Source organism: Geodermatophilus sp. CPCC 205506 (assembly GCF_051383635.1).
In the GTDB taxonomy this organism is placed as follows: Bacteria; Actinomycetota; Actinomycetes; order Mycobacteriales; family Geodermatophilaceae; genus Geodermatophilus.
The window spans coordinates 57,396-81,053 of record NZ_JALPKP010000026.1 but is presented as its reverse complement, the minus strand read 5'-3'; the positions used below and the strand labels follow the sequence as shown (position 1 = coordinate 81,053).

The window sequence follows — 23,658 nt, the reverse complement described above, 5'->3', positions numbered from 1 at the left end:
CGCCGCGGGCCGGCACCCGGCGGCCGGACCCGGCCCGCCCGGCCGGCGCGTCCGGCCGCCGGGCCCGGCTCAGCTCCGCCGAGTGCCCACCACCGAGGACCGGGGCGAGGGCCGGCGGCACCGTGCTGTCCACCGTGGGGACCACCGCCAGTTCCACCCCGAAGATCGGGCGCAGGTCAGCCGCCCGGCAGGCGAGGGCGAACTTCACCGCGCCGTAGAGCCCGTCGCGGTCGGTCAGCGCCAGCGCCCGCATGCCGTGCTCGGCCGCCCGGGTGACCAGATCGGCCGGGTGGTTGGCCCCGTACTGCATGGAGTAGCCCGAGGCGACGTGGAGGTGGACGAAGGGGTCGACAGTCACGAGTCCGACTCGCTGGCGCTCGTCGGCCGCGTTCCTGGCAGTGCTGTGTCCCTTGGTGAGCTCGCGAGCTCGCTCACTTCCCGTTCCGGTGCTCGGAGCCGCCGACCACCCGCGGCCGCGCCCGCCGGGGGGACTCGGACGCCGGGGTGCTGCCCAGGATGGTCTCGACCACGGAGAGGAAGGCGCCGACGTCGCGGACCAGGTCGTCGGCCTCCCGCTCGGTGACCGCCCGGGAGAGCCCGGCCTCCGCGGCGGCCCGCTTGGCGGCACCGGCGGCGAAGAAGGTGGCCCACTCCTCCAGTTCCGGCGCCACCTGGCCGAGCAGCACCCAGGCGCTGCGCGGCCGCCGGCGACCGGACTCCGGGCGGGTGCGGGCGGCCAGCACCGCCGCGGCAGCCCGCAGCGCGCCCAGGTGGGCGGTGGCGTAGCGCTGCCGCGCATCGGTGCTCGCCGCCGCCTCGGCCAGCGCCCGGGAGGCCTGGTCGAGCAGCTGGGTGGCCGCCGGGGGCAGCGGCGGGGGCAGGGGCAGCTGGTCGGCCATGACGCGGACGGCGCCCATCAGTCGTGCACCCGCACGAGCGACCAGCGGTTGACCGTGGACTCCCAGCTGAGGTCGAAGACACCGGCGAAGCTCATCCGTGACCGGCCGGCCCGCACCGCCTCGACCCGCCACACCTCGCGGGTGGCGACCAGCTCGGCCGAGGCGCCCCCGGCGGCCTCGGGTTCCCGCTGCCACCACGGCGCGGTCTCCACCCACGAGTCGAGCAGCTCGCCCACGACGTACCGCGACTGCCCGCGCCAGAACTGTGCCGGACCGAGCGCCCCGCGCTCGACCTGGACCTCCTCACCGACCCGACCGCCGACCCCACCCAGCACCCGGCTCATGACAGACTCCCCACCGCTCCGCGCCGCCCGGCCGGCCCCGGCCCACCGCACCGGGTGGGGAAGGACCCGGGTGCGGTGGGAGGCCGGCACGTGTGTTCGAACGCGTGTTCGAACACGTCGAGTAGACCCGACCCTGCTGACGACGTCAAGCGGGGCGCGCAGGGTGTGGCGGCGGGCGCGTCGGGGACCCCAGCGGAGGCCGGGGGGCGATGGCAGGATTCGACCCATGAGCCGACCCGAGCACCCGCGGGTGGCGGCCATCGCCCACCTCCTGGCCCAGGCCGGCGCGGCCGGGGACGTGCGCGAGCTCCCCGAGGGTGCCCGCACCGCCGCGGCGGCCGCCGCCGGGCTCGGGGTCCCGGTCGGGGCGATCGCCAACAGCCTGGTGTTCGACGTCGGCGGCGCGCCCCTGCTGGTGCTCACCAGCGGCGCCCACCGGGTCGACGTCGGGAAGGTCGCCGCGCTGCTCGGCGTCCCGGGTCTGGCCCCCGCCTCCCCCGACTTCGTCCGCCGGCACACCGGCCAGCCGATCGGCGGCGTCGCGCCGATCGGGCACCCCGAGCCGATCGGCACGCTCGTCGACGTGGAGCTGGCCAGGTACGAGCAGGTGTGGGCCGCCGCCGGGCACCCGAACGCGGTCTTCCCGACCACCTACGACGAGCTGCTGCGCCTGACCGACGGCACCGCGGCCGAGGTGGGCACCGGCCCGACCACGCTCGCCGAGGCGGCTCCGTGACCGGCACGACGCCGGCTGCCCGCGTCACCGAGCTGCCCACCCGGTGGCTGCGTGACCACATGCACGAGGCGCTCGCCATCTACGGCGCGGCCATGGGCTACGCGCCGTCGGTCGTCGCCGGCCGGTACGGCTACGCCATCCAGCACACCGAGCGCTCCGGGTTCCGCGCCGTGGGCGCGTTCGTCGAGTCCCCCGAGGGCGAGACCCTGGTCGGCTTCGGCTACGGCTACCTCGTCGCGCCCGGCCAGTGGTGGCACGACCAGGTGCGCGCCGCCCTGGACCGGCGGACGGCGAAGCGCTGGCTGCCCGGCGGCTTCGAGGTGTGCGAGCTGCACGTGCACCCCGACCACCAGAGCCGCGGGCTGGGCCGGCAGCTGCTGCACGCCCTGCTCGAGGGCCTGTCCCACCCGGCGGCCCTGCTGTCCACCCCGGACAACGACACCAAGGCCTTCCGGCTGTACCACGCCGACGGCTTCGTCGACCTCGCCCGCAACTACCACTTCCCCGGCGACTCCCGGCCGTTCGCGATCCTCGGCGCCCGCCTCCCGCTGCGGCCGCCGCCCCCGCGCTCCGACCGCGCGTGACCGGCGCCGACACCTCCGTCGACGCCGTCGTCGTCGGCGCCGGGCACAACGGGCTGGTCGCGGCCTGCTACCTGGCGCGGGCGGGACTGCGCGTGGAGGTGGTCGAGCGCGACGAGGTGCTCGGCGGGGCGGTGTCCACCGTCGAGCGGTGGCCCGGCGTGCGCGTCGACCGCGGCTCCAGCGCGCACGTCATCATCCGGCAGAGCGGCATCCCCGAGGAGCTGGAGCTCGCCGCGCACGGCCTGCGCTACGTCGACTGCGACCCGTGGGGCTTCGCTCCCGCCCCCGCGCCGGGCGACCCCGGTCCGGACGGGCGGCCGCTGGTCTTCTCCGTCGACCTCGACGCCACCTGCGCGTCGATCGAGGCGGCCTGCGGACCGGCCGACGCCGCCGCCTACCGCCGCTTCGTCGACGTGTGGGCGCCGCGCAGCCGGGCGGTGGCCGCCTCCTTCGGCCGGCGCCCCGACGCGGCCGGCCTGCTCCGCTCGTTCTGGCCGCTGGGCGCCCCGGCCGGGGGCCGGCCGCGCACCCCCGGCGGCGATCTCGCCGTCGACTTCCTCGGGTCCGGCGACGCCCTGCTCGACCGCTGGTTCACCAGCGAGCGGCTCAAGGCGGCGCTGGCCTGGTTCGGCGCGCAGTCGGGCCCACCGATGTCCGAGCCCGGCACGGCCGCGATGGTCGCCTGGGCGACCCTGCTGCACGACGTCCCACCCGGTCACCCGGTCGGCGGCTCCGGCGGGCTCACGCAGGCGCTGCGCCGCCGGCTGGAGGCCGACGGCGGGCGGGTGGTGCTCGGCGACGGCGCCGCCGCGCTGCTGGTCGAGGGCGGCCGGGTCACCGGGGTGCGGACGACGTCGGGACGGCGGGTGGCCGCCCCGGTCGTGGTCGCCGCCTGCCACGTGCTGGCCACCCGCGACCTGGCCGGCGCGCACGCCCCACCCGCCCTCGCGCGGGCCGCCCCGCCGCTGGGCAACGGCTTCGGCCTCGTCGTCCGGGCGCTGACCGACGCCCCGCCGGCCTATCCCGGCGTCCCGGCCGAGCAGGCGCTGGGCGGCCTGCAGCTGCTGTGCACCGACCGCGCCCAGCTCGCCGCGGCGCACGGCGACTGGCTGGCCGGCCGGCTGCCGCGCGAGCCGGTGCCCCTGGCGATGTGCTTCTCCGCGAGCGACGACACCCTCGCCCCGCCGGGGCAGCACGTGGTCACCGTCTGGGGGCAGTGGTACCCGTACGCGCTGGCCGACGGCACCGACTGGGACGCCCTCGCGGAGGCGGAGGCCGCCCGGCTGATCGGGGCCGTCGACCGGTTCGCCCCCGGCCTCGCCGACTCGGTACAGCGGCTGTACGTCCAGACGCCACTGTCGCTGGAACGGGAACTGTCCCTGCCGCGTGGCAACGTCATGCACGTGGAGATGGGGCTGGCCAGCATGTTCGTCCTGCGGCCCACCCCGGCGCTGTCCGGGTACCGGGTGCCCGGGCTGCCGGGGCTCTACCTCGCCGGCGCCTCCACCCACCCCGGCGGCGGGGTGTCGGGCAACTCCGGCCGGACCGCCGCCCGCGTCGTGCTGACCGACCGGGGCCTGCCCGCCCGTGCCCGCGCCGCGGCCGGTCGGGTCGCCCGCCGGCTCGGGGCCCGCGCGTGACCGGCGGGCCGGCGCTCCGCACGGGCAGCCGTGCCGCGCTGCTGCCCTGGGTGCCGGCGGTGCTGCTCGTCGTCACCGCGATCGGCTACCCGCTCACCGACGGCACCGCCCGCACCGCGGTGAGCTGGGCGATCGTGCTGCTCGGGTCGGCGCTGTCGGTCGGACACGCCGCGGTCAGCCGGGGCGCGCGCACCGGCGCCGGCGTGCTGGTGACCACGGCCGCCACGGCGGTGGTGTTCGAGGCGGTCGGCCTGGCGACCGGCGTCCCGTACGGCTCCTACACCTACAGCGACGACCTCGGCCCGACGCTGCTGGGCGTGCCGTTCCTCGTGCCGCTCGCCTGGCTGATGATGGCCTGGCCCAGCTGGCTGCTGGCCGCCCGGCTGACCCGGGACGTGCGCGCGGGGCGGCGGCGGCCGGCCCGGGTCGGCGTCGCCGCCGCCGTCTTCGCCGCCTGGGACGTCGTGCTGGACCCGCAGATGGTGCAGGCCGGGTTCTGGACGTGGGCGCACCCGCGGCCGTCGCTGCCCGGCATCGACACCGTGCCGCTGACCAACCTGGCCGGCTGGCTGCTGGCCGGGGTGGTGCTCATGACGCTCCTGGACCTCCTCGTGGAGCGCACCGCCGCCGGTCCGGCGCGCGCCGGCGACGGCGCTCCGCTGCTCGCGCTGGCGTGGATGACCCTCGGTGGCGCGCTCGCCCACGCCGGCTGGCTGGATCTGCCCGGGTCCGCGGCCTGGGGGGTCGTCCTCGCCGTCCCGGTGGTGGTGGCGCTGGTGGTCCAGGCACGGCGGGCGCGGTGACCGGGCGCGGACGGTCCCCCAGCGGTGCCGGCGGCGCCGGCCTGGTGCGCGGCCTCGCCGCGACGGCGGTCGCCGGGGCGGTGCACGCGGCGGTCAACGCGGCCCTGCTGCGGCGACCGCCGGACCGGCCGCCGCCGGTGCGCCGTCCGGTCACCGTGGTCGTCCCGGTGCGCAACGAGGAGGCGCAGGTCAGCGGCTGCCTGACCGCGGTCCTGGCCCAGCAGGGGGTGCCCGACCTGAGCGTGGTGGTGGTCGACGACGGCTCGACCGACGGCACGGCCGCGGCGGTGCGGGCGGTGGACGATCCCCGGGTGCGGCTCGTGGCCGCCGGCGACCCGCCGCCGGGCTGGCTCGGCAAGCCGCACGCCTGCGCGCGGGGTGCGGCCGGCGGGGCCGACGACGGCGTGCTGGTCTTCGTCGACGCCGACGTGCGGCTGTTCCCCGACGCGGTCGCCGGCGCGGTCGCCGTGCTCGAGGCGCACCGGCTGGACCTGGTGTCCCCGTGGCCGCGGCCGCTGACCGGCACACCGGCCGAGCGGCTGGTGCAGCCGCTCGGGCCGTGGCTGTGGGTCACCACGCTGCCGGTGCGCGTGGCCGAGCGGTCGCCGCGGCCGTCGCTGACCGCGGCCAACGGGCAGTTCCTGGTCGTGACGCGGGCGGCGTACGCGGCCGCCGGCGGGCACGCGGCGGTGCGCGGCGAGGTGATCGAGGACGTCGCGCTGGCGCGGGCGGTGAAGCGGGCCGGCGGCCGGGCGGTGCCGGTCGACGGCTCGCGGCTGGCCGCCTGCCGCATGTACGAGGGCTGGCCGGCGCTGCGGGCGGGCTACACCAAGTCGCTGTGGGGCTCGGTCGGCGGCTCGCCGGCCGCGACGGTCGCCGTGGCGGCCGGGCTGACCGCCGTGTGGGTGCTGCCGCCCGTGGCGGCGCTCCGCGGGTCCCGCGCCGGGCTGGCCGGCTACGCGGCGGGGGTCGCCTCGCGGGCGGTGTCGGCCGCCGCCACCGGCAGCCGGGTGTGGCCGGACTCGCTGGCGCACCCGCTGTCGGTGCTGCTGTTCGACGTGCTGCTGGCCGGCTCGGTCGCCGGCCGCCGCCGGGGCACGCTGTCCTGGCGCGGCCGCCCGGTCGGTCGGCGCCCGCCGGCGCGGGAGACGATGGCGGGGTGACCAGCCCGGACGCGCGCGTGGAGTTCGACCCGGCCGCCATGGACGGCAACGCCTTCTACCGCGTGCTCAACTCGGTGGTGGTGCCGCGCCCCATCGCCTGGGTCTGCAGCCGGTCGGCGGACGGTGTGCTCAACCTGGCGCCGCACTCGTTCTACACCGTCGCCTGCGTCGACCCGCCGGTCGTGCAGTTCACCTCGGTCGGCCGCAAGGACTCGCTGCGCAACGTCGAGACGACTGGCGAGTTCACCGTCAGCCTCACCCCCGAACCGCTGTTCGAGCAGGTCAACGCCACGGGCACCGACTTCCCGCACGGCGTGAGCGAGGCCGAGCAGTGCGGCGTCCGGCTCGAGGACAGCCGGCGGGTCACCGTCCCCCACGTCGCGGAGTCTCCGGTCGCGGTCGAGTGCACGCTGCACTCGACCCTGCGGCTGGGCGACAGCACCGTCGTCTTCGGCCGAGTGCAGCTGATCACGGTGTGGGAGAGCGCGGTGCGGGACGGCCGGCCGCGGATCGAGCAGCTGCAGCCGCTGGCCCGCCTGGGCGGCAACGAGTGGTCGACGATCGGCGAGGTCAGGGAGATCCGGCGGATCTCCTACCGCCGCTGGTCGGAGGACCCCTCCATCGGCGAGCACCTGCGCGACGACTGACGCTCACCCGGGCAGGTGGGGGGCGACCTCGTCGGCGGCGTCGGTGCCGAACGCGGCGGCGAACCGCTCGAGGAACGGCTGCTTGAGCAGCGTGTACTCCTGGGTGCCGATCACCTCGACCGCCTCGGTGGCCACCGCCGAGCCCAGCTGGGTGGCCCGCTCCAGACCCAGCCCCCACATCCGGCCGGCGATGAACCCGGCGCGCAGGGCGTCACCGCCGCCGGTCGGCTCCACCGGCTTGGTCTCCGGCACGGCGATCACCGAGATCGGTGCGGCGTCGGCCTGCCGGACCAGCACGCCGTCCGCCGCCCGGGTGGTGACCCACACGCCGACCCGGTGCAGCACCTCGTCGGCGGTCCACTCGGTCTTCTGCAGCAGCAGCGCCGCCTCGTACTCGTTGGTGAACAGCACGTCGGCGCCGTCCACGAGCTCGCGGATCATCTCGCCGTCGGCCCAGGCCAGCTGCTGGCTCGGGTCGGCGGCGAAGCGGTACCCCCGGGTCCGGCACTCCTGGGTGTGCCGGACCATCGCCGTCGGGTCGTTGGGGCCGATGACGACGATGTCCGGGTCGCCCACCCGCCGGGCGACCGGCGCGAGCTCGATCGCGGACGCCTCGCTCATCGCGCCCGAGTAGAACGAGGCGATCTGGTTGTTCACCGCGTCGGTGGTGCAGACGAACCGGGCGGTGTGCTTGAGCTCCGACCAGTGCACGCTGCCGGTGTCCACCCCGTGCCGGTTCAGCCAGGCCTGGTAGTCGGCGAAGTCGCTGCCAACGGCGCCGACGAGCACCGGCCCCAGCCCGAGCAGTCCCAGCCCGTAGGCCATGTTCGCGCCCGCGCCTCCGCGGTGCTGGACCAGGTCGTCCACCAGGAAGGACAGCGAGACGTTCTCCAGCTGGCCCTCGACGAACTGCTCGGTGAACTTCCCGGGGAAGGTCATGAGGTGGTCGGTGGCGATCGATCCGGTGACGACGACGGGCACGGGGCGCTCCCTCGGTGTGGCGACGGGTGGGACGTCCGGCGCGGGGTCGGGCCCAGGTGAACGGCGGGTGGCTGGCACCGCACACCCTAGGAGGCCAGCCGCCCGGACGCCCAGCGGAGTCAGTCGGCCAGCGCCCTCCGCAGCGCCGTCCCGAGCTGTGCGACGCCGGCGACGCCGAGCAGGCAGCCCGCGGCGGTGCCGCAGGTCACCACCGCCGCGACGACGTCCAGGCCGGACAGCACGCCGGCCCCGCCGAGAGTGAGACCGGTCATCGCCACCCGCGTCGGGCGCTCCCACACCGAGACCGCGCCGGTCTCGGCGACCCCCGCCTGGCCGGCGCGGGCGCGCAGGTAGTCGGGCAGCCAGCACAGCGCCCCGTAGGCCGCGGCCAGCCAGCCCGGCGCGCCGGCGACCCACAGTGCGGCGGCGAACGCGGCCTCGCTGAGCCGGTCCACCGCGGAGTCCAGCACGAATCCGCGGCGCGAGGCCCGGCCGGTGGCGATCGCGAGGGCTCCATCGAGGGAGTCGAGGACGGCGGAGACCCCCACGAGCACCCCGGCCAGCACCAACCACGGCCCGCCGGCCCAGGCCGGGACCACGGCGGTGACGGCCACGGCCAGCCCGAGCGCGGTGGCCGCGATCGGCGGCAGGCCGGCCAGCGGGCGGGCCAGCGCGTAGGCGCCCGACAGCCAGCCGCGGACCAGCCGGCTCCCGGCCGGATCCGTCCCGCCGTGCCAGTCCGCCCACGCCGCCAGGTACTCGTCCCGGCTCAGCACGGCGCTCCTCGCACCCCCGCAGTCCACCAGTCCCGCCGCCTCCGGGCACGCACCGGGCACAGTGGAGGGGTGTTCGCCGGCCTCGCACCCGCCCGCCGCCGGCTGGTGGTGGGGGTGCTGGCCCTGCTCGTCGCCGCCGTCCTGGTCGCCGCCACGGCGCTGCTGCTCGACCGGTCGCCGGGCACGGCCGGCGGGCCGATGGCCCAGGACCGGCCGGGGCCGGTCCTGCTGGTCCCGGGTTACGGCGGGTCGGTGCGGTCACTGGATCCCCTCGCCGACCGGCTGACCGCCGAGGGGCGGGACGCGACGGTCGTGCCGGTCCCCGGCGACGGCACCGGCGACCTCGCGGCCGCGGCCGACGCCCTGGCCGCCGCCGTGGACGAGGCGCTGGAGCGGACCGGAGCCGGCAGCGTCGACGTCGTCGGCTACTCGGCCGGTGGGGTGGTCGCCCGGCTCTGGGCCGCCGACGGCGGTGCCGACGTCGCCCGCCGCGTCGTGACGCTCGGCTCGCCGCACCACGGGACCACGATCGCCGACCTGGCCGGCGCCGTGGCGCCGGGCCGCTGCCCGGAGGCCTGCCGGCAGATGACGACGGGCAGCGCGCTGATCGCCGCCCTCAACGCCGGCGACGAGACCCCCGACGGCCCGGCCTGGGTGTCGATCTGGACCGAGCAGGACGAGACGGTGACCCCACCGGAGTCCGCGCGGCTGGAGGGGGCGCTGAACCTGCCGGTGCAGTCGGTCTGCGCCGGCGCCCGCGTGGGCCACGGCGACCTGCCGCGCGACCCCCTGGTGCAGGCCATGGTGCTCGCCGGGCTCGGCCCCCGGGAGCCCGCCGAGCTGGGTCCCGCCGACTGCGCGCGCCTCGGCGGCTGACGCGAGCCGACCCCGTCCCGACGCGAGGTCTCAGCTGGTGACGTCCTTGGTGGTGAAGTTCGCCCACGCCGCGGCCAGCAGCACCCCGACGTAGACGCCCTGCAGCGCCAGGCCGCGGGTGACGTCCCGCCACAGGACCGGGTCGCGGAACAGGTCGACGAAGGCCAGCCAGTAGCGCGTGGGCAGGTACGGCGCGATCGGTGAGGCGGCGTCGAGGGTGAACAGCAGCGAGGACGCGACCAGCACCGCGAGCGCGCCGAGGGCGGCGGCCAGCGGCGAGTCGGTGAGCGTGGAGAAGAACAGCCCGAAGGCGGCGACGCCGAGCATCGACACCGTCACGTACCCGATGGCCAGCAGCGTGCGCGCGAGGAGCTCCTCCGGGGTCAGCGAGGTGCCCGACACCGACGTCCCCGCGAGCGGCCGGGCGTCGAACAGCGCCGTCCCCACCAGGTAGCCGACCCCGGCCACGACGAGCACGGTGACCAGGACGAAGGCGACCACCGCGACCAGCTTGGCCACCAGCAGGCGGGTGCGGCCGGCCGGGCGGGCCAGCAGGTAGCGCAGCGTCCCGGCCTGGGCCTCCCCGGCGACCGAGTCCCCGGCCACCACGGCGACGGCGACGGGCAGGAACAGCGGCAGCACGATGGCCAGGGCGGCGAGCGGGAACAGCGCCCCGTTGGTGAGGACGGCGGACAGGAACGGCGGCCCCTCCCCCGGCCGCGGCGCGAGGTCGGTGAGCTGCAGCAGCACCGCCACGAGCACCGGCAGCGCGTTGAGGACGGCGATCGTCACCCACGTGCGCGGCCGGCCGAACAGCTTGCGCAGCTCGACGCCGATCACCGCGGCCCCTCCACCCGGTCGGGGCTGGCGCCCGCCGCGGCGAGCACCACCTCCTCCAGCGAGGGCCGCTGCAGCGCCAGCGCGGTCACCGGCACGCCCGCGCCGACGAGCAGCGCGTTGACCTCGGCCGGGTCGTCCCCGCGGACCACCACGCGGGTGCCGTCGACGGAGAGGACCCGCCCGTCGAGCACCGCCCGGGCCCGGTCGGCCGCCGGCGTGGTGACGAGGGTCGCGCCGGTGGGCGCGGTGAGCGTGGCCAGGTCGTCCTGGAGCACGAGCCGGCCGCGGTCGAGCACCCCGACCCGCGTGCACAGCTGCTCCACCTCGGCGAGCAGGTGGCTGGACAGGAAGACCGTCGTCCCGCCGCGGTGCAGGTCGAGCAGCAGCGCGCGGACCTCGGTGATGCCCTGCGGGTCCAGGCCGTTGGTCGGCTCGTCGAGCACGAGCAGCTCGGGCCGCCGCAGCAGGGCGGCCGCCAGCCCCAGCCGCTGGCGCATGCCGAGGGAGTAGGCCCGGACCGGACGGCGGCCGACGCCGCTCAGGCCGACCTGCTCGAGCACCTCGTCGATCCGCCGCCGTCGGGTGCGGCGCGGCCCGCCGGGGCCGGCGGCGTCGACCAGGGCGAGATTGGCCCGGCCGGAGAGGTGGCCGTGGTGCGCGGGCCCCTCGACCAGCGCGCCGACGCGCGGCAGCACCCGCCGGCCGGCGCGCGGCATCCGCTCCCCCAGCAGCTCCACCTCGCCGCTGGTGGGCAGCACCAGCCCGAGCAGCATGCGCACCGTCGTCGTCTTGCCCGACCCGTTGGCGCCGAGGAAGCCGTAGACGTCGCCGGCGCGGACGTCGAGGTCGATGTCGTCGACGGCGCGCAGCCGGCCGTACCGCTTGACCAGCGCGCGGGTGCGGATCACCGGGCGGCCCCGGGCAGCGCGGCGGCGGCCTCGGCCAGCGCGTCGAGGGTGACGGTCCCGGTGAGCACGTACGCGCCGCCGCGGGGCCGGTCGACCACCATCAGCCCGAGCGGGCCCGCCGACAGCCGGGCGCCGAGCTCGTCGACGACGGCGTCCGGGCTCCCGCGCAGCGCGCGGCGCAGGCCGCCGGCCAGCCGCGGCGACACCGGGGCGACCGCGAGCAGGGTGACGCCGCGGCCGTACACCCCCACGGCGGGCGGCACGCCCTCGAGCGGGCGGCGGGGCAGCCCGGCCAGCTCGCCCGGCAGCGGCACCCGCATCGCGCGCCGGCCGGCCTCGGCCAGGAGGTCGTCGGTGTCCGGCGCCGTCCCGACCGACGCCTCCGGCGGCGGGGTGAACGCCACCACCGCGGCCGGCGGGACGGCGAGGTCGAGGTCGAGGAAGCGGGTGTCCAGAGCCGCCCGGGCGGCCCCCGCGGCGACGACCTCCACCTGCAGGGGCAGGCCGGTGGCGGGGTCCACCCACACGTCGACGCGCGCCACGGAGGACGCGGGCTCGGCCGGGACCAGCCGGACGCCGAGCGCCTCCCGGCCGGCCACCCGGCGGGCGCCGATCCGGGACAGCTCCCCGTCGGCGGCCTCCGACAGCAGCCGCCGGCCGAGCGGCGCGGGCAGCAGGTCCGGCGCGGCGGGCAGGGCGAGCGCCCCGGGCCCGCCCCGGACGGCGGCGAGCCCCTCGTACTCCCAGGTCCAGGTCCCTCCGGGGTCGCGGTGCACGCCGGTCTCCCCCGCGGCGGTGAGGACGTCGACCCGGTTCTCGGTGGGCCCGCGCCACCACACCCGCATCGTCGTCCGGTCGCTGAGCAGGTCGGCGACGCCGGTCAGCTGGTCGGTCACCGGCAGGCTGAGCCCCCCGGCCGACACCGCGAAGCCGGAGAACCCCACGTCCGCGCTGGCCAGGACGGCGTCCCGCAGCTCGGCCGCGGGGACGTCGGCGTCGTCGGCGGACAGCGCGGCCACCAGCGAGGGCAGCGCGACGAGGGTGCCGACCAGCGCTCCGACGACCGCCCAGCGCCGGACCGCCCCGTGCGCCCGCGCGGCCATGCGGCCAACGTACGTGCCGGCCGAGGTCGCGACGGCGTGGGAGCCCGCTCCGGTGCCCGACTCGGGCACCCTGGAGGGAACGGGATCGTGCGCGCGGACGGGCGACCGGCCGCGGCGGGGAGGACGAGGACATGAGTGCGGGTGGCCCCGGGGCCGAGGAGCTGTGGCCGACCCGGTACCTGACCGCCGGCCAGCTGGTGGTCCTCCGGTCGCCGCGTCCGCCGGCGTGGACCCCGGCTCCGCCGCCGAGTTGGACCCAGCTGCGGGACGCCGCCGTCCGGCTGGACTGGCTGGACCGGATCGGCCGGGAGTGGCTGCGGCTGCCCCCGAACCAGCAACTCGCGATCGCCCTGCTGCTGTTCTTCTTCACCGCCGGGGTCGGGCTGCTCGTCCCGGTGGCCGGTGTCGTGGTGCACCGGTACCGCCGCGAGGAGGCCGCCGTGGTCCCCGCCGCGCCGCCCGCAGCCCCGCTGTCCCTGTCGCCCGAGGCCGCGCTCGCCGCCTGGGACACCACCGAGGCCCGGATCGCCGCGGCGGCCGGCCGGGCGTGGGCGGAGACGGTCCGCGAGCCGGCCTGGCAGTCGCCGTTCCTCGCGCAGAGCCGGGCGGCGTTCGACGGGCAGGCCGAGGTGGACCGGATCGTCGACCTGGCGCTGCGCATCCGGCAGGCCCGCGTGTCCCTCGGCGTCCGACCGGCCGGGCCGGCCGCGGAGTACTGGGACCGCCAGCTCACCGCCCTGGAGAACGCCGCCCGGCAGCTCGGCCGGCGCGCCGACGCCCTCATCCGCTACCGGGACCAGACGGCGCTGCTCTCCGCCGAGCTGCGCACCCTCACCGACCTCGAGCGCCTGGAGCGCAGCGCGGCCGAGATCGACGGGCTGACCATCGAGACCGCCTCCACGCCGCTCCGGGGGGACGGCGGGATCGACACCGTCGCCGAGGAGATCGCCGGCGTCCGGATGGCGATGACCGAACTGGTCGACCTCATGACGCGCACCCGCGCCCCGCTCGCCGAGCCGCCCGACCCGTACCGGGTCTGAGGTCAGAGGACCTCGACCCGCGCCGCGTGGTCAGGGGCCCGGGCCAGCTGGGTGTCACGCGTGACCAGGGGGCAGTCGAGCGCCTCGGCGAGCGCCACGTAGGCCGCGTCGTACGCGGACAGGGTCTCCCTCAGCGACAGGGTGCGACGCCGGAGCGCGTTCCCGGCGGGCCACCGCTCCAGGGGCAGGGTCTCGAAGTCCGCGAGCAGGTCGTCCGCACGGGCGGCACCGAGCGCGTCCCGGCGCAGGAGCCCGCGGAGAGCCGACACGACCTCGTGGTCGATCAGCGCGGGGGCGTGCAGGTCCTCCGCCACGAGGCAGGTGCGTGCGGGGGGCGGTCGGGCGGGTAGAGCCCTTCCATGGCACCCATCAGTGACGCGGTCGTGGTCGACGTCCTCCGCCGGGTCGACCGGCTGACCGCCCCGCTGGTTCGCCGGCTGGGCCGGCCGGCGACCCTGTCGCAGGCCCAGCGGGACCAGTGGTGGGCCCTTCAGCTGCCCCAGGTCGCCGCCGGGATCAGCGCCGCGCCGCGGTTCGCCGGCAAGCTCGCGGACCTGTTGCCGCTGCAGAACACCGTCGGCGCGGCGGTGCAGGCCCTCGTCGTCGGCGGGGTGGCCAGTGAGCACGGGATCGAGGCGCCGGCCGAGCGGGTCGCGCTCCTGGCCCGCGTGCTGCTCGACCGGGACCTGCCCGCCGCGCGGGTCGAGCCCCTCCTGCAGCGCTCCCGGGGCAGCTACGCCGACGAGGCCTTCGGCGCCCGCAGTGACCGCGCCGGGCTGTGGGGCAACGTCCGCACACTGTGGCGGGTGGCCCGGCTGCTCGGCCGGATCGACGACACCCTCGACGCCCGCCCCAAGGGCAAGCTGCACCACCGGTTCCTGTCCAACGTCCCCGTGGTCGGGGTGCTCGGCGGCTACGCGGCCGAGCGGGAGGCCCTGCGCCGGGCCGCGGACGCCGCCGCGGCGCTGGGCCCGGTCGCCGTCAGTGGGTGACGCCGACCGCGGCCAGGTTGGCGTAGACCTCACGGGTCGCCGTCGAGCGGTTCATGGTGATGAAGTGGATGCCGGGCACACCCTCGTCCAGCAGGGTCCGGCACAGCTGCGTGGCCACCTCGACGCCGAGGGCCCGGACGGCGGCCTTGTCCTCGGGCCGGTCCCCGTCGAGCTCGGCGAAGCGGGCGGCGAGGTCGGACGGGAACGCCTGCCCCGACAGCTGGACGATGCGGACGATCTGCTTGGCGTTGGTCACCGGCATGACGCCCGCGATGATCGGGACGTCGCAGCCCCGGGCCACCACCCGGTCGCGCATGCGCAGGTAGTCCTCGGGCCGGAAGAACATCTGGGTGATCGCGAAGTCGGCGCCCGACCGGCACTTGCGCACGAACATCTCGACGTCGGTCTCGAAGTCCGGCGACCGCGGGTGCCGCTCCGGGAACGCCGCCACGCCGACGCAGAAGTCGCCCATCGTCCGGATCAGCTCCACCAGCTCCGCGGCGTAGCGGAGCCCCTGCGGGTGGGCCACCCACTCCGCCTGCGGATCGGCGCCGGGCGGGTCGCCGCGCAGCGCCAGCAGGTTGCGCACACCGGCGGCGGCCAGCCGGCTGACCACGTGCCGCAGCTCGGCGACGCTGTGGTCGACGGCGGTCAGGTGGGCCAGCGGCGTCATCGTCGTCTCGGTGGCGATCCGCTCGGTCACCGAGACCGTGCCCTCGCGGGTCGAGCCGCCGGCGCCGTAGGTGACCGACACGAACGACGGGTGCAGCCGCTCCAGCTCACGCAGCGCCGTCCACAGGTGCGCGGCGCCGTCGGCGCTCTTGGGCGGGAAGAACTCGAACGACCACGTCGGCCGCGCGGAGGCGAGCAGCTCTCGCACGGTGTGGGACATGGGCACAGAGGATACGGAGCACCGGGTTCCCGATCCTGCATCCACCGGGCGCTGTCCGGGCGAAGAGGTCGTGGCGAGTGCCCACGTCCGGACCCAGGAGGCTGGTGGCGATGACCCTGACCGCGGAACCACGGCCTGCGGCGGCACCCCCCGCGCACGCGGGAGATACTTGGTCGATGACCGCCGGGGCCCAGCAGCGCGCGTCGACGGCCCTCCCCCCGGCACCGCCGATCGCCGTCGCCGAGCTCGACCGCGTCCGCGCGGCCGTCTCCGCCGCGCTGAGCGGGTTCCTCGACGTCCAGCGGGAGACCCTCGCGGCCATGGACGACGCCCTGCTGCCCGTCGTCGACGAGGTGCGCGCGCTGGCCGACGGCGGCAAGCGGCTGCGCCCGCTGTTCGCCTACTGGGGCTGGCGCGGAGTGCGCCCGGAGGGCCCGACCGAGGACGACGCCGCGGTGCTGCGGGCGGTCGCGGCCCTGGAGTTCGTGCACGCCAGCGCGCTGGTCCACGACGACGTCATGGACGGCGCCCTCACCCGCCGCGGGCGCCCCGCGACCCACGTCGGCTTCGCCGGCCGGCACGGCGACGGGCGGCTCGCCGGCGACGGCGAGGCGTTCGGGGTGGGCGCCGCGATCCTCGTCGGCGACCTCGCGCTGGTCTGGTCCGACGAGCTGCTGCGCCGCTCAGGGCTGTCCCCCGCGGCGCTGACCCGCGCCCGCGCGGTGTGGGACACCATGCGCACCGAGGTCACCGCCGGCCAGTACCTCGACCTGTTGCGGGCCGCCGGCGGCCTGCCCGGCCCCCAGGGCGCGCTGACCGTGGCCCGCTACAAGAGCGCCGGCTACACGGTGCAGCGGCCGCTGCAGCTGGGGGCGGCGATCGCCGGCGCCGGCCCGTGGGCCACCGACGCGTACACCGCCGTCGGCCTCCCGCTGGGCGAGGCTTTCCAGCTCCGCGACGACGTCCTCGGGGTGTTCGGCGACCCGGCGGTGACCGGCAAGTCGGCCGACGACGACCTGCGCGAGGGCAAGCAGACGCTGCTCATCGCCCTCACCGAGGAGGCCACCGACGACGCCGGGCGCCGGCTGCTCGCCGAGCTGCTGGGCAACCCCGACGCCGGCACCGAGGACCTCGACGCCCTGCGCGCGCTCATCGAGGACACCGGTGCCCGGACCCGCGTCGAGGAGCGGATCGCCGAGCGCACCGCACTGGCGCGCACCGCGATCGCGCAGGCCCCGATCGCCGACGACGCCCGCCACGCGCTGGACGCGCTCGCCGTCGCCGCGACCAGCCGCACCGCCTGATGATCCGGACCGTCCCCGGCCGCACCGACCGCGTGGTCGTGGTCGGCGCCGGCCTGGCCGGGCTCTCGGCCGCGCTGCGGCTGCGCGGTGCCGGCCGCGAGGTCACCGTCGTCGACCGCGGCCCCGGCCCCGGCGGGCGTGCCGGCCGGATCGAGGCGGGCGGTTACGCCCTCGACACCGGGCCGTCGGTGTTCACCGCGCCCGAGCTGGTCGCCGACACCCTCGCCGCGGTCGGCGAGAAGCTCGAGGACCGGCTGCCGCTGGTGCCGCTGGAGACCACCTACCGCGCGCAGTTCGCCGACGGGTCGCGTCTCGACGTGCACGCCGACCCCGACGCCTTCGCCGCCGAGGTCGAGGCGCTGTGCGGTCCGGCCGAGGCCGCCGCGCTGCGCCGCTACCTCGCCGACCTGGCCGAGCTGTACCGGCTGCAGCTGGACACCTTCATCGACCGCAACCTCGACACCCCGCTGGACCTGCTCGGCCCCGAGCTCCTCGCGCTCGCCCGCCGCGGCGGGTTCCGCCGGCTGTCGAGCCACGTGGCCCGCGCCTTCACCGACGACCGGCTGCGCCGGCTGTTCAGCTTCCAGGCGCTGTACGCCGGGGTGAGCCCGCAGCGGGCGATCGCCGCCTACGCGGTGATCGCCCAGCTCGACATCGGTGCCGGGGTCTGGCACCCGGTCGGCGGGATCGCCGCCGTCCCCCGGGCGCTGGCGGCCGCGGCCGCCGACGCCGGGGTGGCCTTCCGGTACGGCACGGCGGTGCGAGGGCTGGAGGCCTCCGGGCGGCGGGTCACCGGCGTCCTCCTCGACGACGGCGAGCGGCTGCCGGCCGACGCCGTCGTGGTGACCGTGGACGCCCCCGAGCGCCTGGTCCCCGGGTTCTCCCGGCGCCGCAGGCCGGTGTACTCGCCGTCCTGCGTGGCCCTGCACGTCGGGGTGCGCGCCGAGCTGCCCGGTCAGGCGCACCACACGATCAGCTTCGGCGCGGCGTGGGACGAGGTCTTCCGTGAGCTCACCCGGGACGGCCGGCCGATGACCGACCCGAGCCTGCTGGTCAGCATGCCGTCGGTCACCGACCGCGGCCTGGCCCCCGACGGCGGCCAGGTGCTGAGCATCGTGGCCCCCACCCCGAACCTGGACCCGCACAGCGGCGGCAACCCCGGCCTGGACTGGACGACGCTGGGCCCGCGCTACCGCGACGAGGTGCTGGCCACCCTCGAGGCCCGCGGCTGGACCGGCCTGACTGGCGCCATCGAGGTCGAGCACCTGGACACCCCGCTGACGTGGGCGGCACAGGGCATGGCCGCCGGCACCCCGTTCGCCCTGGCCCACACCTTCGGCCAGACGGGGCCGTTCCGGACGCCGACGTTGCCGCGCCGCGGGCCGGAGAACGTCGTCCTCGCCGGCTCCTCGGTGCAGCCGGGCGTGGGCGTGCCGATGGTGGTCATCAGCGGCCGGCTGGCCGCCGAGCGGATCACCGGGCCGGCCTCGAGGGCCAGAGTGGCCACAATGGCCCCCTCGGAGGGGCGGCGATGACCGGCCTGGACCGCCCGCTCACCATGGCGCAGCGGCAGGAGCGGCTGGACGCCGCCTACCGGCACTGCGCCGCGATCGCCGCCCGGCACGGCAAGAGCTACCACCTGGCCACCCGGCTGCTCACCGCCGGCCGCCGTCCGGCCGTGCACGCCCTCTACGCGGCCGCCCGCACCGCCGACGACCTGGTCGACCACCCCGGCGCCGACCCCGCCGGCGACCTCGCCGACTGGTCCCGCGCGGTGCTCGCCGAGCTGGAGGCCGGCTGGTCCGACGACCCGGTCCGCCTCGCGCTGGTGCACACCTACCGCCGGTACGCCATCCCCGTCGAGCACCTGGTCGACTTCCTGGCCGCGATGACCAGTGACCTCGAGGTCACCGGCTACGCCGACCTGGACGCCCTCGACCGGTACATGTGGGGCTCGGCGTCGGTGATCGGGCTGCAGGTCCTGCCGGTGCTGGGCACGGCGCCGGGGGTCCTCCGCGAGGAGGCCGCGCCGCACGCGATCGCGCTGGGCGAGGCGTTCCAGCTGACCAACTTCCTGCGCGACGTCGCCGAGGACGTCGACCGCGGCCGGGTCTACCTGCCGGCCGACCTCATGGCCGCGCACGGGGTGACCCGCGGGCAGCTCGAGGAGAAGCGGTTCGACGACCGGTTCCGCGAGCTGATGCGGGAGATGGTCGCGATCGTGCGCCGCCGCTACGACGACGCCGCCCCCGGGACGCCGATGCTGGCCCCGGAGTCCCGCGACTGCGTGCGGGCGGCGACCGCCCTCTACGGCGGCATCCTCACCGAGATCGAGCGGGCCGACTACCGGGTGCTCGACCGCCGGGTGTCGGTGTCCAAGCCGCGCCGCCTGGCGGTGTTCGCCCGCCGGTTGACCGCCGCCCAGCTGGCGAGGGTGAGGGTGACCATGGCGAAGCCGAACAGCAGGTCCTCCACCGGGGCGTAGGCGATCCGCGGGCCCCAGACGGCGTCGCGGTCGTAGACGACCACCTCCAGCCCGGTGAGCACGCCGTTCACCAGCAGCTGGAAGGTCACCACGATCGCGTAGGCCACCCAGAACACCGGTCGGGTCACCATGCGGGTGCGGTACACGGCCAGGTCCACGACCAGGACGGCGACGACCGCGAGCACCGCCAGCGTCGAGTAGCTCACGGCGCGTCCGCCTCCTCCGCGGGGTAGCCGGCGTCCCAGCCGGTCACCTTCCGCACCGCCTCCAGCGCCAGCACCGAGCACAGCGGGACGACGAGGAAGAACAGCACCTCCTCGACCGGGATGCCACCGGGCAGCCGGACGCCGAGGGTCAGGGCGCCCGAGTAGTCCCAGTGACCCTGCGCGATCGCGTACAGGACCCAGACGACGAAGACGACGAACTCCGGGACGACGGCCAGCAGCAGCCGCCGCCACCGGGCGTAGACCCGCACCCGCAGCAGCAGCTCGAGGGGGGCGGTGACGACCAGGCAGCCGGCCAGCAGCGCCAGGTACGTCAGGTGCCCCACGCGCACCCCGTCAGAACGCCAGAGCCTGGGCGCGCCGGGTGACCTCGGTGTGCCGGTCGTTGCGCAGCGCCGCCACGGGCGTGCCGGGCAGCGACTCGTCGGCGCGGAACAGCCACTCGAAGACCTCCTCGTCGCTGAACCCGCCGTCCCGGAGCACGGTGATCAGGCCGGGCAGGTGCTTGAGGACGGCGCCGTCCTGCAGGAAGTCGGCCGGTATCCGGCCGTTGCCGCTGCCGGGCACCGCCATGAGCTTGCGCTCGCGCAGCAACTGGCGGACCCGGTTGGGCGAGACCCCCAGGACTGCGGCGACCTCCGCGGGGGTGAGCGTCTCCATGGGGTCCGAGCCTATGGCCCGCTCCGGCGGGCGCCGCCGACGTCCCCCCGGGACACCGTTCCGGCCGCTCCCGGCCGCGCGGCTAGGATCGCTCCGGGGCCGTGACTGGCGCATCGAGGTGGGACCGACCACCGGGGAGCGGCCCGCACCAACCCCGCCGGGCGCCTGGGCACCTCCTGAGTCGACACCCGCGCTGGAGCCCCCCATGACCGACGTCACCGCCCCCACCGACGCCGCCACCGCATCCGCGGCCTACCGCAGTGCCCTGGAGGTCATCGGGGCCGTGGAGCCCCGCGTGGCCGAGGCCATCGGCGCCGAGCTCGCCGACCAGCGGTCCTCGCTCAAGCTCATCGCCAGCGAGAACTACGCCAGCCCGGCCGTGCTGCTGACCATGGGCAACTGGTTCAGCGACAAGTACGCCGAGGGCACCGTCGGGCACCGCTTCTACGCCGGCTGCCAGAACGTCGACACCGTCGAGGCGCTGGCCGCCGAGCACGCCCGCGAGCTGTTCGGCGCCCCCTACGCCTACGTGCAGCCGCACTCGGGCATCGACGCCAACCTGGTCGCCTTCTGGGCGGTGCTGGCCTCCCGCGTCGAGGCGCCGGCACTGGAGAAGGCCGGCGTCCGGCACGTCAACGAGCTCACCGACGCGGACTGGGCGACGCTGCGCCGGGCCCTCGGCGACCAGCGGATGCTCGGCATGTCGCTGGACGCCGGCGGCCACCTCACCCACGGCTTCCGACCCAACATCAGCGGCAAGATGTTCGAGCAGTCCTCCTACGGCACCGACCCCGCCACCGGGCTGCTCGACTACGCCGCCGTGCGCGCGCGGGCCCGCGAGTTCCGGCCACTGATCCTCATCGCCGGCTACTCCGCCTATCCGCGCCGGGTGGACTTCGCGGCCATGCGGGAGATCGCCGACGAGGTGGGTGCCACGCTGGTCGTCGACATGGCGCACTTCGCCGGGCTGGTCGCCGGCAAGGTGTTCACCGGCGACTTCGACCCGGTGCCGCACGCGCACGTCGTCACCACCACCACGCACAAGTCGCTGCGCGGGCCGCGCGGCGGCATGGTGCTCGCCCAGCCCGAGTTCGCCGACGCGGTCGACCGCGGCTGCCCGATGGTGCTCGGCGGCCCGCTGCCGCACGTCATGGCCGCGAAGGCCGTCGCGCTGGCCGAGGCGCGCCGTCCGGAGTTCGCCGGCTACGCCCAGGCGGTGGCCGACAACGCGCAGAGCCTCGCGGAGGGCCTGACCCGGCGCGGCGCCACCCTGGTGACCGGCGGCACCGACAACCACCTGGTGCTCATCGACGTCTCGAACTTCGGGCTCACCGGGCGGCAGGCGGAGTCCGCGCTGCTCGACGCCGGCATCGTCACCAACCGCAACGCCGTCCCGGCCGACCCGAACGGCGCCTGGTACACCTCCGGCATCCGGCTGGGCACGCCCGCGCTCACCACCCGCGGCTTCGGGGCGGCCGACTTCGACCGCACCGCGGAGCTGATCGTCGACGTCCTCTCGGGCACCACGCCCACCGCCACCCGCGACGGCTCGCCCTCGAAGGCCAAGTACGCGACGACGGACGGGCTGGCCGACCGGACCCGTGCCGCAGCCGCGGAGCTGCTGGCGGAGCACCCGCTCTACCCCGGCCTCGACCTGGCCTGAAGGGCAGGAGGTGGCCGGTGTGACGGGTGAACCGCCACACCGGTCACACCCGCGTGTAGGAGCGGCGAACAGCTCCGTCACTCCTACACTCGACCAGGTGGAGACCGCCGTGACCGACCCCGTGGTCGGCCTCGTCCTGGAGGGGCGCTACCACCTCCAGGAGCGGCTGGCGCGCGGCGGCATGTCGACCGTCTACGCCGCCCAGGACCTGCGGCTGCACCGGACGGTCGCGGTCAAGGTCATGGCCGAGCACCTGGCGCACGACCCCACGTTCGTCGACCGGTTCACCCGCGAGGCGCGGGCCGCGGCGATGCTCAGCCACCCCAACGTCGTCTCGGTCAGCGACCAGGGCAGCGACCAGGGCCTGGTCTTCCTCGTCATGGAGCTGGTCCGCGGGCGCACGCTGCGCGACCTCCTCCAGGCCCGCGGCCGGCTCACCATCGGCGAGGCGTTCGCCGTCCTCGAGCCCGTCCTGTCCGGCCTGACCGCCGCGCACCGCGCCGGCATCGTGCACCGCGACATCAAGCCGGAGAACGTCCTCATCGGGCAGGACGGCGTGGTGAAGGTCGCCGACTTCGGTCTGGCCCGCGCGCTCACCGGCACCGGTCAGACCAGCCACACCGGCGGCGTGCTGATCGGCACCGTCGCCTACCTCTCCCCCGAGCAGCTCGAGCGCGGCAAGGCCGACGCGCGCAGCGACGTCTACGCCGCCGGGGTCGTGCTCTTCGAGATGCTCACCGGCCACCCGCCCTACGGGGGAGACACCCCGCTCGCGGTGGCCTACCAGCACGTGCACCACGACATGCCCACGCCGTCGGACGAGGTGCCGGGCATCCCCTGGGAGGTCGACGAGCTGGTCGCCCGCACCACCCGCCGCGATCCCGCCGTCCGGCCGCTGGACGCCGGCGCCTTCCTCGCCGACCTCGAGGACGTGCGCAACGACCTCGGCATCGAGCGGGTCCCGGTGCCCACCGGCCGGAGCAACGCCGGCCCGGGCACCCTGCGCCCGACCAACCGGCCCGGCCGCCCGCGGCACCCCAGCGACCCCGGGCCCGCCGACGGCACCGAGGTGCTCGGCAGCACCGGCACGCGCCCGGGCCGCGGCTCGCGCACCTCGATGCTGCCCGGCATGGGCCCCGGCCCGACCACCGACGTGGCCGGCCGCCGCCCGCCGCTGGAGCAGCGCCGGCCCGGCGTGCCGCAGCACATCCGCCGCCGCCGCGCCCGGTTCGCCGTCGCCGTCGTCCTGCTGCTCGCGATCACCATCGGCGCGGTCGGCTGGTGGCTGGGGTCCGGCCGCTGGACGACGGTCCCGCAGCTGGTCGGCAAGGAGCAGGCGGCCGCGATCGACCTCCTGCAGGAGGCGGGGCTCACCCCCGACTGCTGCGAGGAGCAGTTCAGCGAGGAGGTCGCCGAGGGAGTCGTCATCTCCGCCGACCCCGACGGCGGTGAGGCCATCCGCGGCACCGACGTGTCGCTCGTCGTCTCCAAGGGCCCCGAGCGTTTCGAGGTCGACCCGGCGATGGTCGGCCGGCCGCTGGACGAGGTCCAGGCCGAGATCACCGATTCCATCCCCGTCGTCGCCACCGTCGTGCAGGACTACGACAACGACATCCCGGTCGGCCACGTCACGGGGTTCGAGCCCGAGGCCGGCACCGAGCTGGTGCGCGACCAGCCGCTGACCATCTTCGTCAGCCGCGGGCACGAGCCGGTGACCATCCCCGACGTCATCGGCCTGACGCCCGAGGCGGCGACGACGAACCTGGAGAACCTCGACTTCACCGTCGAGCGGACCGAGGGCCGCAGCGTCGACGTCGACGCCGGCGAGGTCATGGCGGTCACCCCGGGGGCCGGCACGCAGGCGCCGCACGAGAGCACGGTGACCATCCAGGTGTCGGTCGGGGTGCCGCAGGTGACGGTGCCGGACGTCGTCGGCAGCAGCGAGGCGGACGCGCGGGCGGCCCTGGAGGCGGCCGGGCTGAAGGTCGAGGTCAACGAGTTCTTCGGCAACCGCGTGCTGCGGCAGAGCCCGGCTGCGGGTGAGGTCGTCGACATCGGCACCCAGGTCACGATCCTGGTGACCTTCGGATAGAACGGA

The 23,658-nt window shown here is 76.5% G+C and carries 26 protein-coding genes, 1 pseudogene and 1 riboswitch; of the genes and pseudogenes, 14 read left to right on the top strand and 13 right to left on the bottom strand.

Annotation, left to right across the window (positions count from 1 at the left end):
• The 3 genes from MY520_RS16045 to MY520_RS16035 form a co-directional block, all read right to left on the bottom strand.
• The coding region (locus MY520_RS16045; protein ID WP_436693436.1) for a PHP domain-containing protein at window positions 1–358 on the bottom strand (358 nt) is incomplete at its 3' end.
• Window positions 359–431: 73 nt separating this feature from the next.
• Entirely contained in the window at window positions 432–917 is a 486-nt protein-coding gene (locus MY520_RS16040; protein WP_436693434.1) for an SAV_6107 family HEPN domain-containing protein, read from the bottom strand.
• The gene (locus MY520_RS16035; protein ID WP_436693432.1) at window positions 917–1,243 is read right to left on the bottom strand and encodes a DUF6504 family protein; all 327 of its coding nucleotides are present in this window, start codon (window positions 1,241–1,243) and stop codon (window positions 917–919) included. Before MY520_RS16035 ends, MY520_RS16040 begins: the two co-directional genes overlap by 1 nt.
• A 226-nt stretch (window positions 1,244–1,469) precedes the next feature.
• On the opposite strand from MY520_RS16035, the gene MY520_RS16030 reads away from it, so the two are divergent.
• Genes MY520_RS16030 through MY520_RS16005 form a run of 6 tightly spaced genes read left to right on the top strand, consistent with a single transcriptional unit; the run spans window position 1,470 to window position 6,816 of the window.
• Window positions 1,470–1,979 carry a YbaK/EbsC family protein gene (locus MY520_RS16030; RefSeq protein ID WP_436693430.1) on the top strand — a complete coding sequence of 170 codons (510 nt, stop codon included), beginning with the start codon at window positions 1,470–1,472 and terminating at the stop codon, window positions 1,977–1,979.
• Complete coding sequence (locus tag MY520_RS16025) at window positions 1,976–2,563, top strand: GNAT family N-acetyltransferase (protein ID WP_436693428.1); 588 nt, start codon at window positions 1,976–1,978, stop codon at window positions 2,561–2,563. The genes MY520_RS16030 and MY520_RS16025 overlap by 4 nt, the downstream gene beginning before the upstream one ends.
• Window positions 2,560–4,203 (top strand): phytoene desaturase family protein, encoded by a 1,644-nt coding sequence (locus MY520_RS16020; protein ID WP_436693426.1) that lies wholly within the window; start codon window positions 2,560–2,562, stop codon window positions 4,201–4,203. The genes MY520_RS16025 and MY520_RS16020 overlap by 4 nt, the downstream gene beginning before the upstream one ends.
• Window positions 4,200–5,006, top strand: coding sequence for a carotenoid biosynthesis protein (locus MY520_RS16015; RefSeq protein WP_436693424.1), 807 nt, complete (start codon window positions 4,200–4,202; stop codon window positions 5,004–5,006). The genes MY520_RS16020 and MY520_RS16015 overlap by 4 nt, the downstream gene beginning before the upstream one ends.
• Complete coding sequence (locus tag MY520_RS16010; RefSeq protein WP_436693422.1) at window positions 5,003–6,169, top strand: glycosyltransferase family 2 protein; 1,167 nt, start codon at window positions 5,003–5,005, stop codon at window positions 6,167–6,169. Before MY520_RS16015 ends, MY520_RS16010 begins: the two co-directional genes overlap by 4 nt.
• A complete protein-coding gene (locus MY520_RS16005; protein ID WP_436693420.1) occupies window positions 6,166–6,816 on the top strand; it encodes a flavin reductase family protein in 651 nt (216 codons plus the stop codon). Before MY520_RS16010 ends, MY520_RS16005 begins: the two co-directional genes overlap by 4 nt.
• Before the next feature lie 3 nt (window positions 6,817–6,819).
• On the opposite strand, the gene MY520_RS16000 is transcribed toward MY520_RS16005, so the two are convergent.
• A complete protein-coding gene (locus MY520_RS16000; RefSeq protein WP_436693418.1) occupies window positions 6,820–7,797 on the bottom strand; it encodes a carbohydrate kinase family protein in 978 nt (325 codons plus the stop codon).
• 119 nt (window positions 7,798–7,916) lie between these two features.
• Window positions 7,917–8,573 carry a CDP-alcohol phosphatidyltransferase family protein gene (locus tag MY520_RS15995; RefSeq protein WP_436693416.1) on the bottom strand — a complete coding sequence of 219 codons (657 nt, stop codon included), beginning with the start codon at window positions 8,571–8,573 and terminating at the stop codon, window positions 7,917–7,919.
• A 69-nt stretch (window positions 8,574–8,642) separates the two neighbouring features.
• Between MY520_RS15995 and MY520_RS15990 the strand changes: the two genes are divergently transcribed.
• Entirely contained in the window at window positions 8,643–9,449 is an 807-nt protein-coding gene (locus MY520_RS15990; protein ID WP_436693414.1) for a lipase family alpha/beta hydrolase, read from the top strand.
• A 30-nt stretch (window positions 9,450–9,479) separates the two neighbouring features.
• On the opposite strand, the gene MY520_RS15985 is transcribed toward MY520_RS15990, so the two are convergent.
• From MY520_RS15985 to MY520_RS15975, 3 genes are read right to left on the bottom strand one after another with little or no spacing between them, the layout of a single operon-like run.
• Window positions 9,480–10,289 (bottom strand): ABC transporter permease, encoded by an 810-nt coding sequence (locus MY520_RS15985; protein ID WP_436693412.1) that lies wholly within the window; start codon window positions 10,287–10,289, stop codon window positions 9,480–9,482.
• A complete protein-coding gene (locus tag MY520_RS15980) occupies window positions 10,286–11,197 on the bottom strand; it encodes an ATP-binding cassette domain-containing protein (protein ID WP_436693410.1) in 912 nt (303 codons plus the stop codon). The genes MY520_RS15985 and MY520_RS15980 overlap by 4 nt, the downstream gene beginning before the upstream one ends.
• On the bottom strand, window positions 11,194–12,300 hold the full coding sequence (locus MY520_RS15975) for a transcriptional regulator (protein WP_436693408.1): 1,107 nt from the start codon (window positions 12,298–12,300) through the stop codon (window positions 11,194–11,196). The genes MY520_RS15980 and MY520_RS15975 overlap by 4 nt, the downstream gene beginning before the upstream one ends.
• A gap of 131 nt (window positions 12,301–12,431) precedes the next feature.
• Here MY520_RS15975 and MY520_RS15970 point away from each other — a divergent pair, with 131 nt between their 5' ends.
• Window positions 12,432–13,340: a hypothetical protein gene (locus MY520_RS15970; protein WP_436693406.1), complete on the top strand. Its 909-nt coding sequence runs from the start codon at window positions 12,432–12,434 to the stop codon at window positions 13,338–13,340.
• A gap of 2 nt (window positions 13,341–13,342) precedes the next feature.
• Here the strand turns inward: MY520_RS15970 and MY520_RS15965 are convergent, their stop codons facing one another.
• Window positions 13,343–13,654: a type II toxin-antitoxin system VapC family toxin gene (locus tag MY520_RS15965; RefSeq protein WP_436693404.1), complete on the bottom strand. Its 312-nt coding sequence runs from the start codon at window positions 13,652–13,654 to the stop codon at window positions 13,343–13,345.
• 45 nt (window positions 13,655–13,699) lie between these two features.
• Between MY520_RS15965 and MY520_RS15960 the strand changes: the two genes are divergently transcribed.
• Window positions 13,700–14,332, top strand: a complete 633-nt coding sequence (locus tag MY520_RS15960; protein ID WP_436693402.1) for a hypothetical protein — start codon at window positions 13,700–13,702, stop codon at window positions 14,330–14,332.
• On the opposite strand, the gene metF is transcribed toward MY520_RS15960, so the two are convergent.
• Window positions 14,322–15,224 carry a methylenetetrahydrofolate reductase [NAD(P)H] gene (metF, locus tag MY520_RS15955; RefSeq protein WP_436693400.1) on the bottom strand — a complete coding sequence of 301 codons (903 nt, stop codon included), beginning with the start codon at window positions 15,222–15,224 and terminating at the stop codon, window positions 14,322–14,324. The two genes, MY520_RS15960 and metF, sit on opposite strands and share 11 nt — an antisense overlap.
• A 176-nt stretch (window positions 15,225–15,400) precedes the next feature.
• Between metF and MY520_RS15950 the strand changes: the two genes are divergently transcribed.
• Genes MY520_RS15950 through MY520_RS15940 form a run of 3 tightly spaced genes read left to right on the top strand, consistent with a single transcriptional unit; the run spans window position 15,401 to window position 19,013 of the window.
• A complete protein-coding gene (locus tag MY520_RS15950; RefSeq protein WP_436693399.1) occupies window positions 15,401–16,528 on the top strand; it encodes a polyprenyl synthetase family protein in 1,128 nt (375 codons plus the stop codon).
• A complete protein-coding gene (crtI, locus tag MY520_RS15945; RefSeq protein WP_436693397.1) occupies window positions 16,528–18,063 on the top strand; it encodes a phytoene desaturase family protein in 1,536 nt (511 codons plus the stop codon). Before MY520_RS15950 ends, crtI begins: the two co-directional genes overlap by 1 nt.
• Window positions 18,060–19,013 (top strand): phytoene/squalene synthase family protein, encoded by a 954-nt coding sequence (locus MY520_RS15940; protein WP_436693395.1) that lies wholly within the window; start codon window positions 18,060–18,062, stop codon window positions 19,011–19,013. The genes crtI and MY520_RS15940 overlap by 4 nt, the downstream gene beginning before the upstream one ends.
• On the opposite strand, the pseudogene MY520_RS15935 reads toward MY520_RS15940, so the two are convergent.
• The 3 genes and pseudogenes from MY520_RS15935 to MY520_RS15925 form a co-directional block, all read right to left on the bottom strand.
• A pseudogene (locus tag MY520_RS15935) lies at window positions 19,010–19,159 on the bottom strand (lycopene cyclase domain-containing protein); the annotation flags it as partial. The gene MY520_RS15940 and the pseudogene MY520_RS15935 overlap by 4 nt on opposite strands.
• Window positions 19,160–19,215: 56 nt before the next feature.
• Complete coding sequence (locus tag MY520_RS15930) at window positions 19,216–19,563, bottom strand: lycopene cyclase domain-containing protein (RefSeq protein ID WP_436693393.1); 348 nt, start codon at window positions 19,561–19,563, stop codon at window positions 19,216–19,218.
• A gap of 10 nt (window positions 19,564–19,573) precedes the next feature.
• A complete protein-coding gene (locus tag MY520_RS15925) occupies window positions 19,574–19,897 on the bottom strand; it encodes an Rv2175c family DNA-binding protein (protein ID WP_436693391.1) in 324 nt (107 codons plus the stop codon).
• A 91-nt stretch (window positions 19,898–19,988) separates the two neighbouring features.
• A riboswitch (ZMP/ZTP riboswitch) is annotated at window positions 19,989–20,075 on the top strand.
• 27 nt (window positions 20,076–20,102) lie between these two features.
• Here MY520_RS15925 and MY520_RS15920 point away from each other — a divergent pair.
• Complete coding sequence (locus tag MY520_RS15920; RefSeq protein WP_436693389.1) at window positions 20,103–21,560, top strand: glycine hydroxymethyltransferase; 1,458 nt, start codon at window positions 20,103–20,105, stop codon at window positions 21,558–21,560.
• Window positions 21,561–21,657: 97 nt separating this feature from the next.
• Complete coding sequence (gene pknB, locus MY520_RS15915) at window positions 21,658–23,652, top strand: Stk1 family PASTA domain-containing Ser/Thr kinase (protein ID WP_436693387.1); 1,995 nt, start codon at window positions 21,658–21,660, stop codon at window positions 23,650–23,652.
• Window positions 23,653–23,658 lie beyond the last annotated feature (6 nt).

Excerpts from the sequence above, each read along its gene's own strand:
- MY520_RS15940 (WP_436693395.1), top strand. The coding sequence starts at position 18,060 with ATGACCGGCCTGGACCGCCCGCTCACCATGGCGCAGCGGCAGGAGCGG.
- MY520_RS15920 (WP_436693389.1), top strand. The coding sequence starts at position 20,103 with ATGACCGACGTCACCGCCCCCACCGACGCCGCCACCGCATCCGCGGCC.
- MY520_RS15975 (WP_436693408.1), bottom strand. The coding sequence starts at position 12,300 with ATGGCCGCGCGGGCGCACGGGGCGGTCCGGCGCTGGGCGGTCGTCGGA.
- MY520_RS16030 (WP_436693430.1), top strand. The coding sequence starts at position 1,470 with ATGAGCCGACCCGAGCACCCGCGGGTGGCGGCCATCGCCCACCTCCTG.
- MY520_RS16035 (WP_436693432.1), bottom strand. The coding sequence starts at position 1,243 with ATGAGCCGGGTGCTGGGTGGGGTCGGCGGTCGGGTCGGTGAGGAGGTC.
- MY520_RS15970 (WP_436693406.1), top strand. The coding sequence starts at position 12,432 with ATGAGTGCGGGTGGCCCCGGGGCCGAGGAGCTGTGGCCGACCCGGTAC.
- MY520_RS15960 (WP_436693402.1), top strand. The coding sequence starts at position 13,700 with ATGGCACCCATCAGTGACGCGGTCGTGGTCGACGTCCTCCGCCGGGTC.
- MY520_RS16040 (WP_436693434.1), bottom strand. The coding sequence starts at position 917 with ATGGGCGCCGTCCGCGTCATGGCCGACCAGCTGCCCCTGCCCCCGCCG.
- MY520_RS15950 (WP_436693399.1), top strand. The coding sequence starts at position 15,401 with ATGACCGCCGGGGCCCAGCAGCGCGCGTCGACGGCCCTCCCCCCGGCA.
- crtI (WP_436693397.1), top strand. The coding sequence starts at position 16,528 with ATGATCCGGACCGTCCCCGGCCGCACCGACCGCGTGGTCGTGGTCGGC.
- metF (WP_436693400.1), bottom strand. The coding sequence starts at position 15,224 with ATGTCCCACACCGTGCGAGAGCTGCTCGCCTCCGCGCGGCCGACGTGG.
- MY520_RS15925 (WP_436693391.1), bottom strand. The coding sequence starts at position 19,897 with ATGGAGACGCTCACCCCCGCGGAGGTCGCCGCAGTCCTGGGGGTCTCG.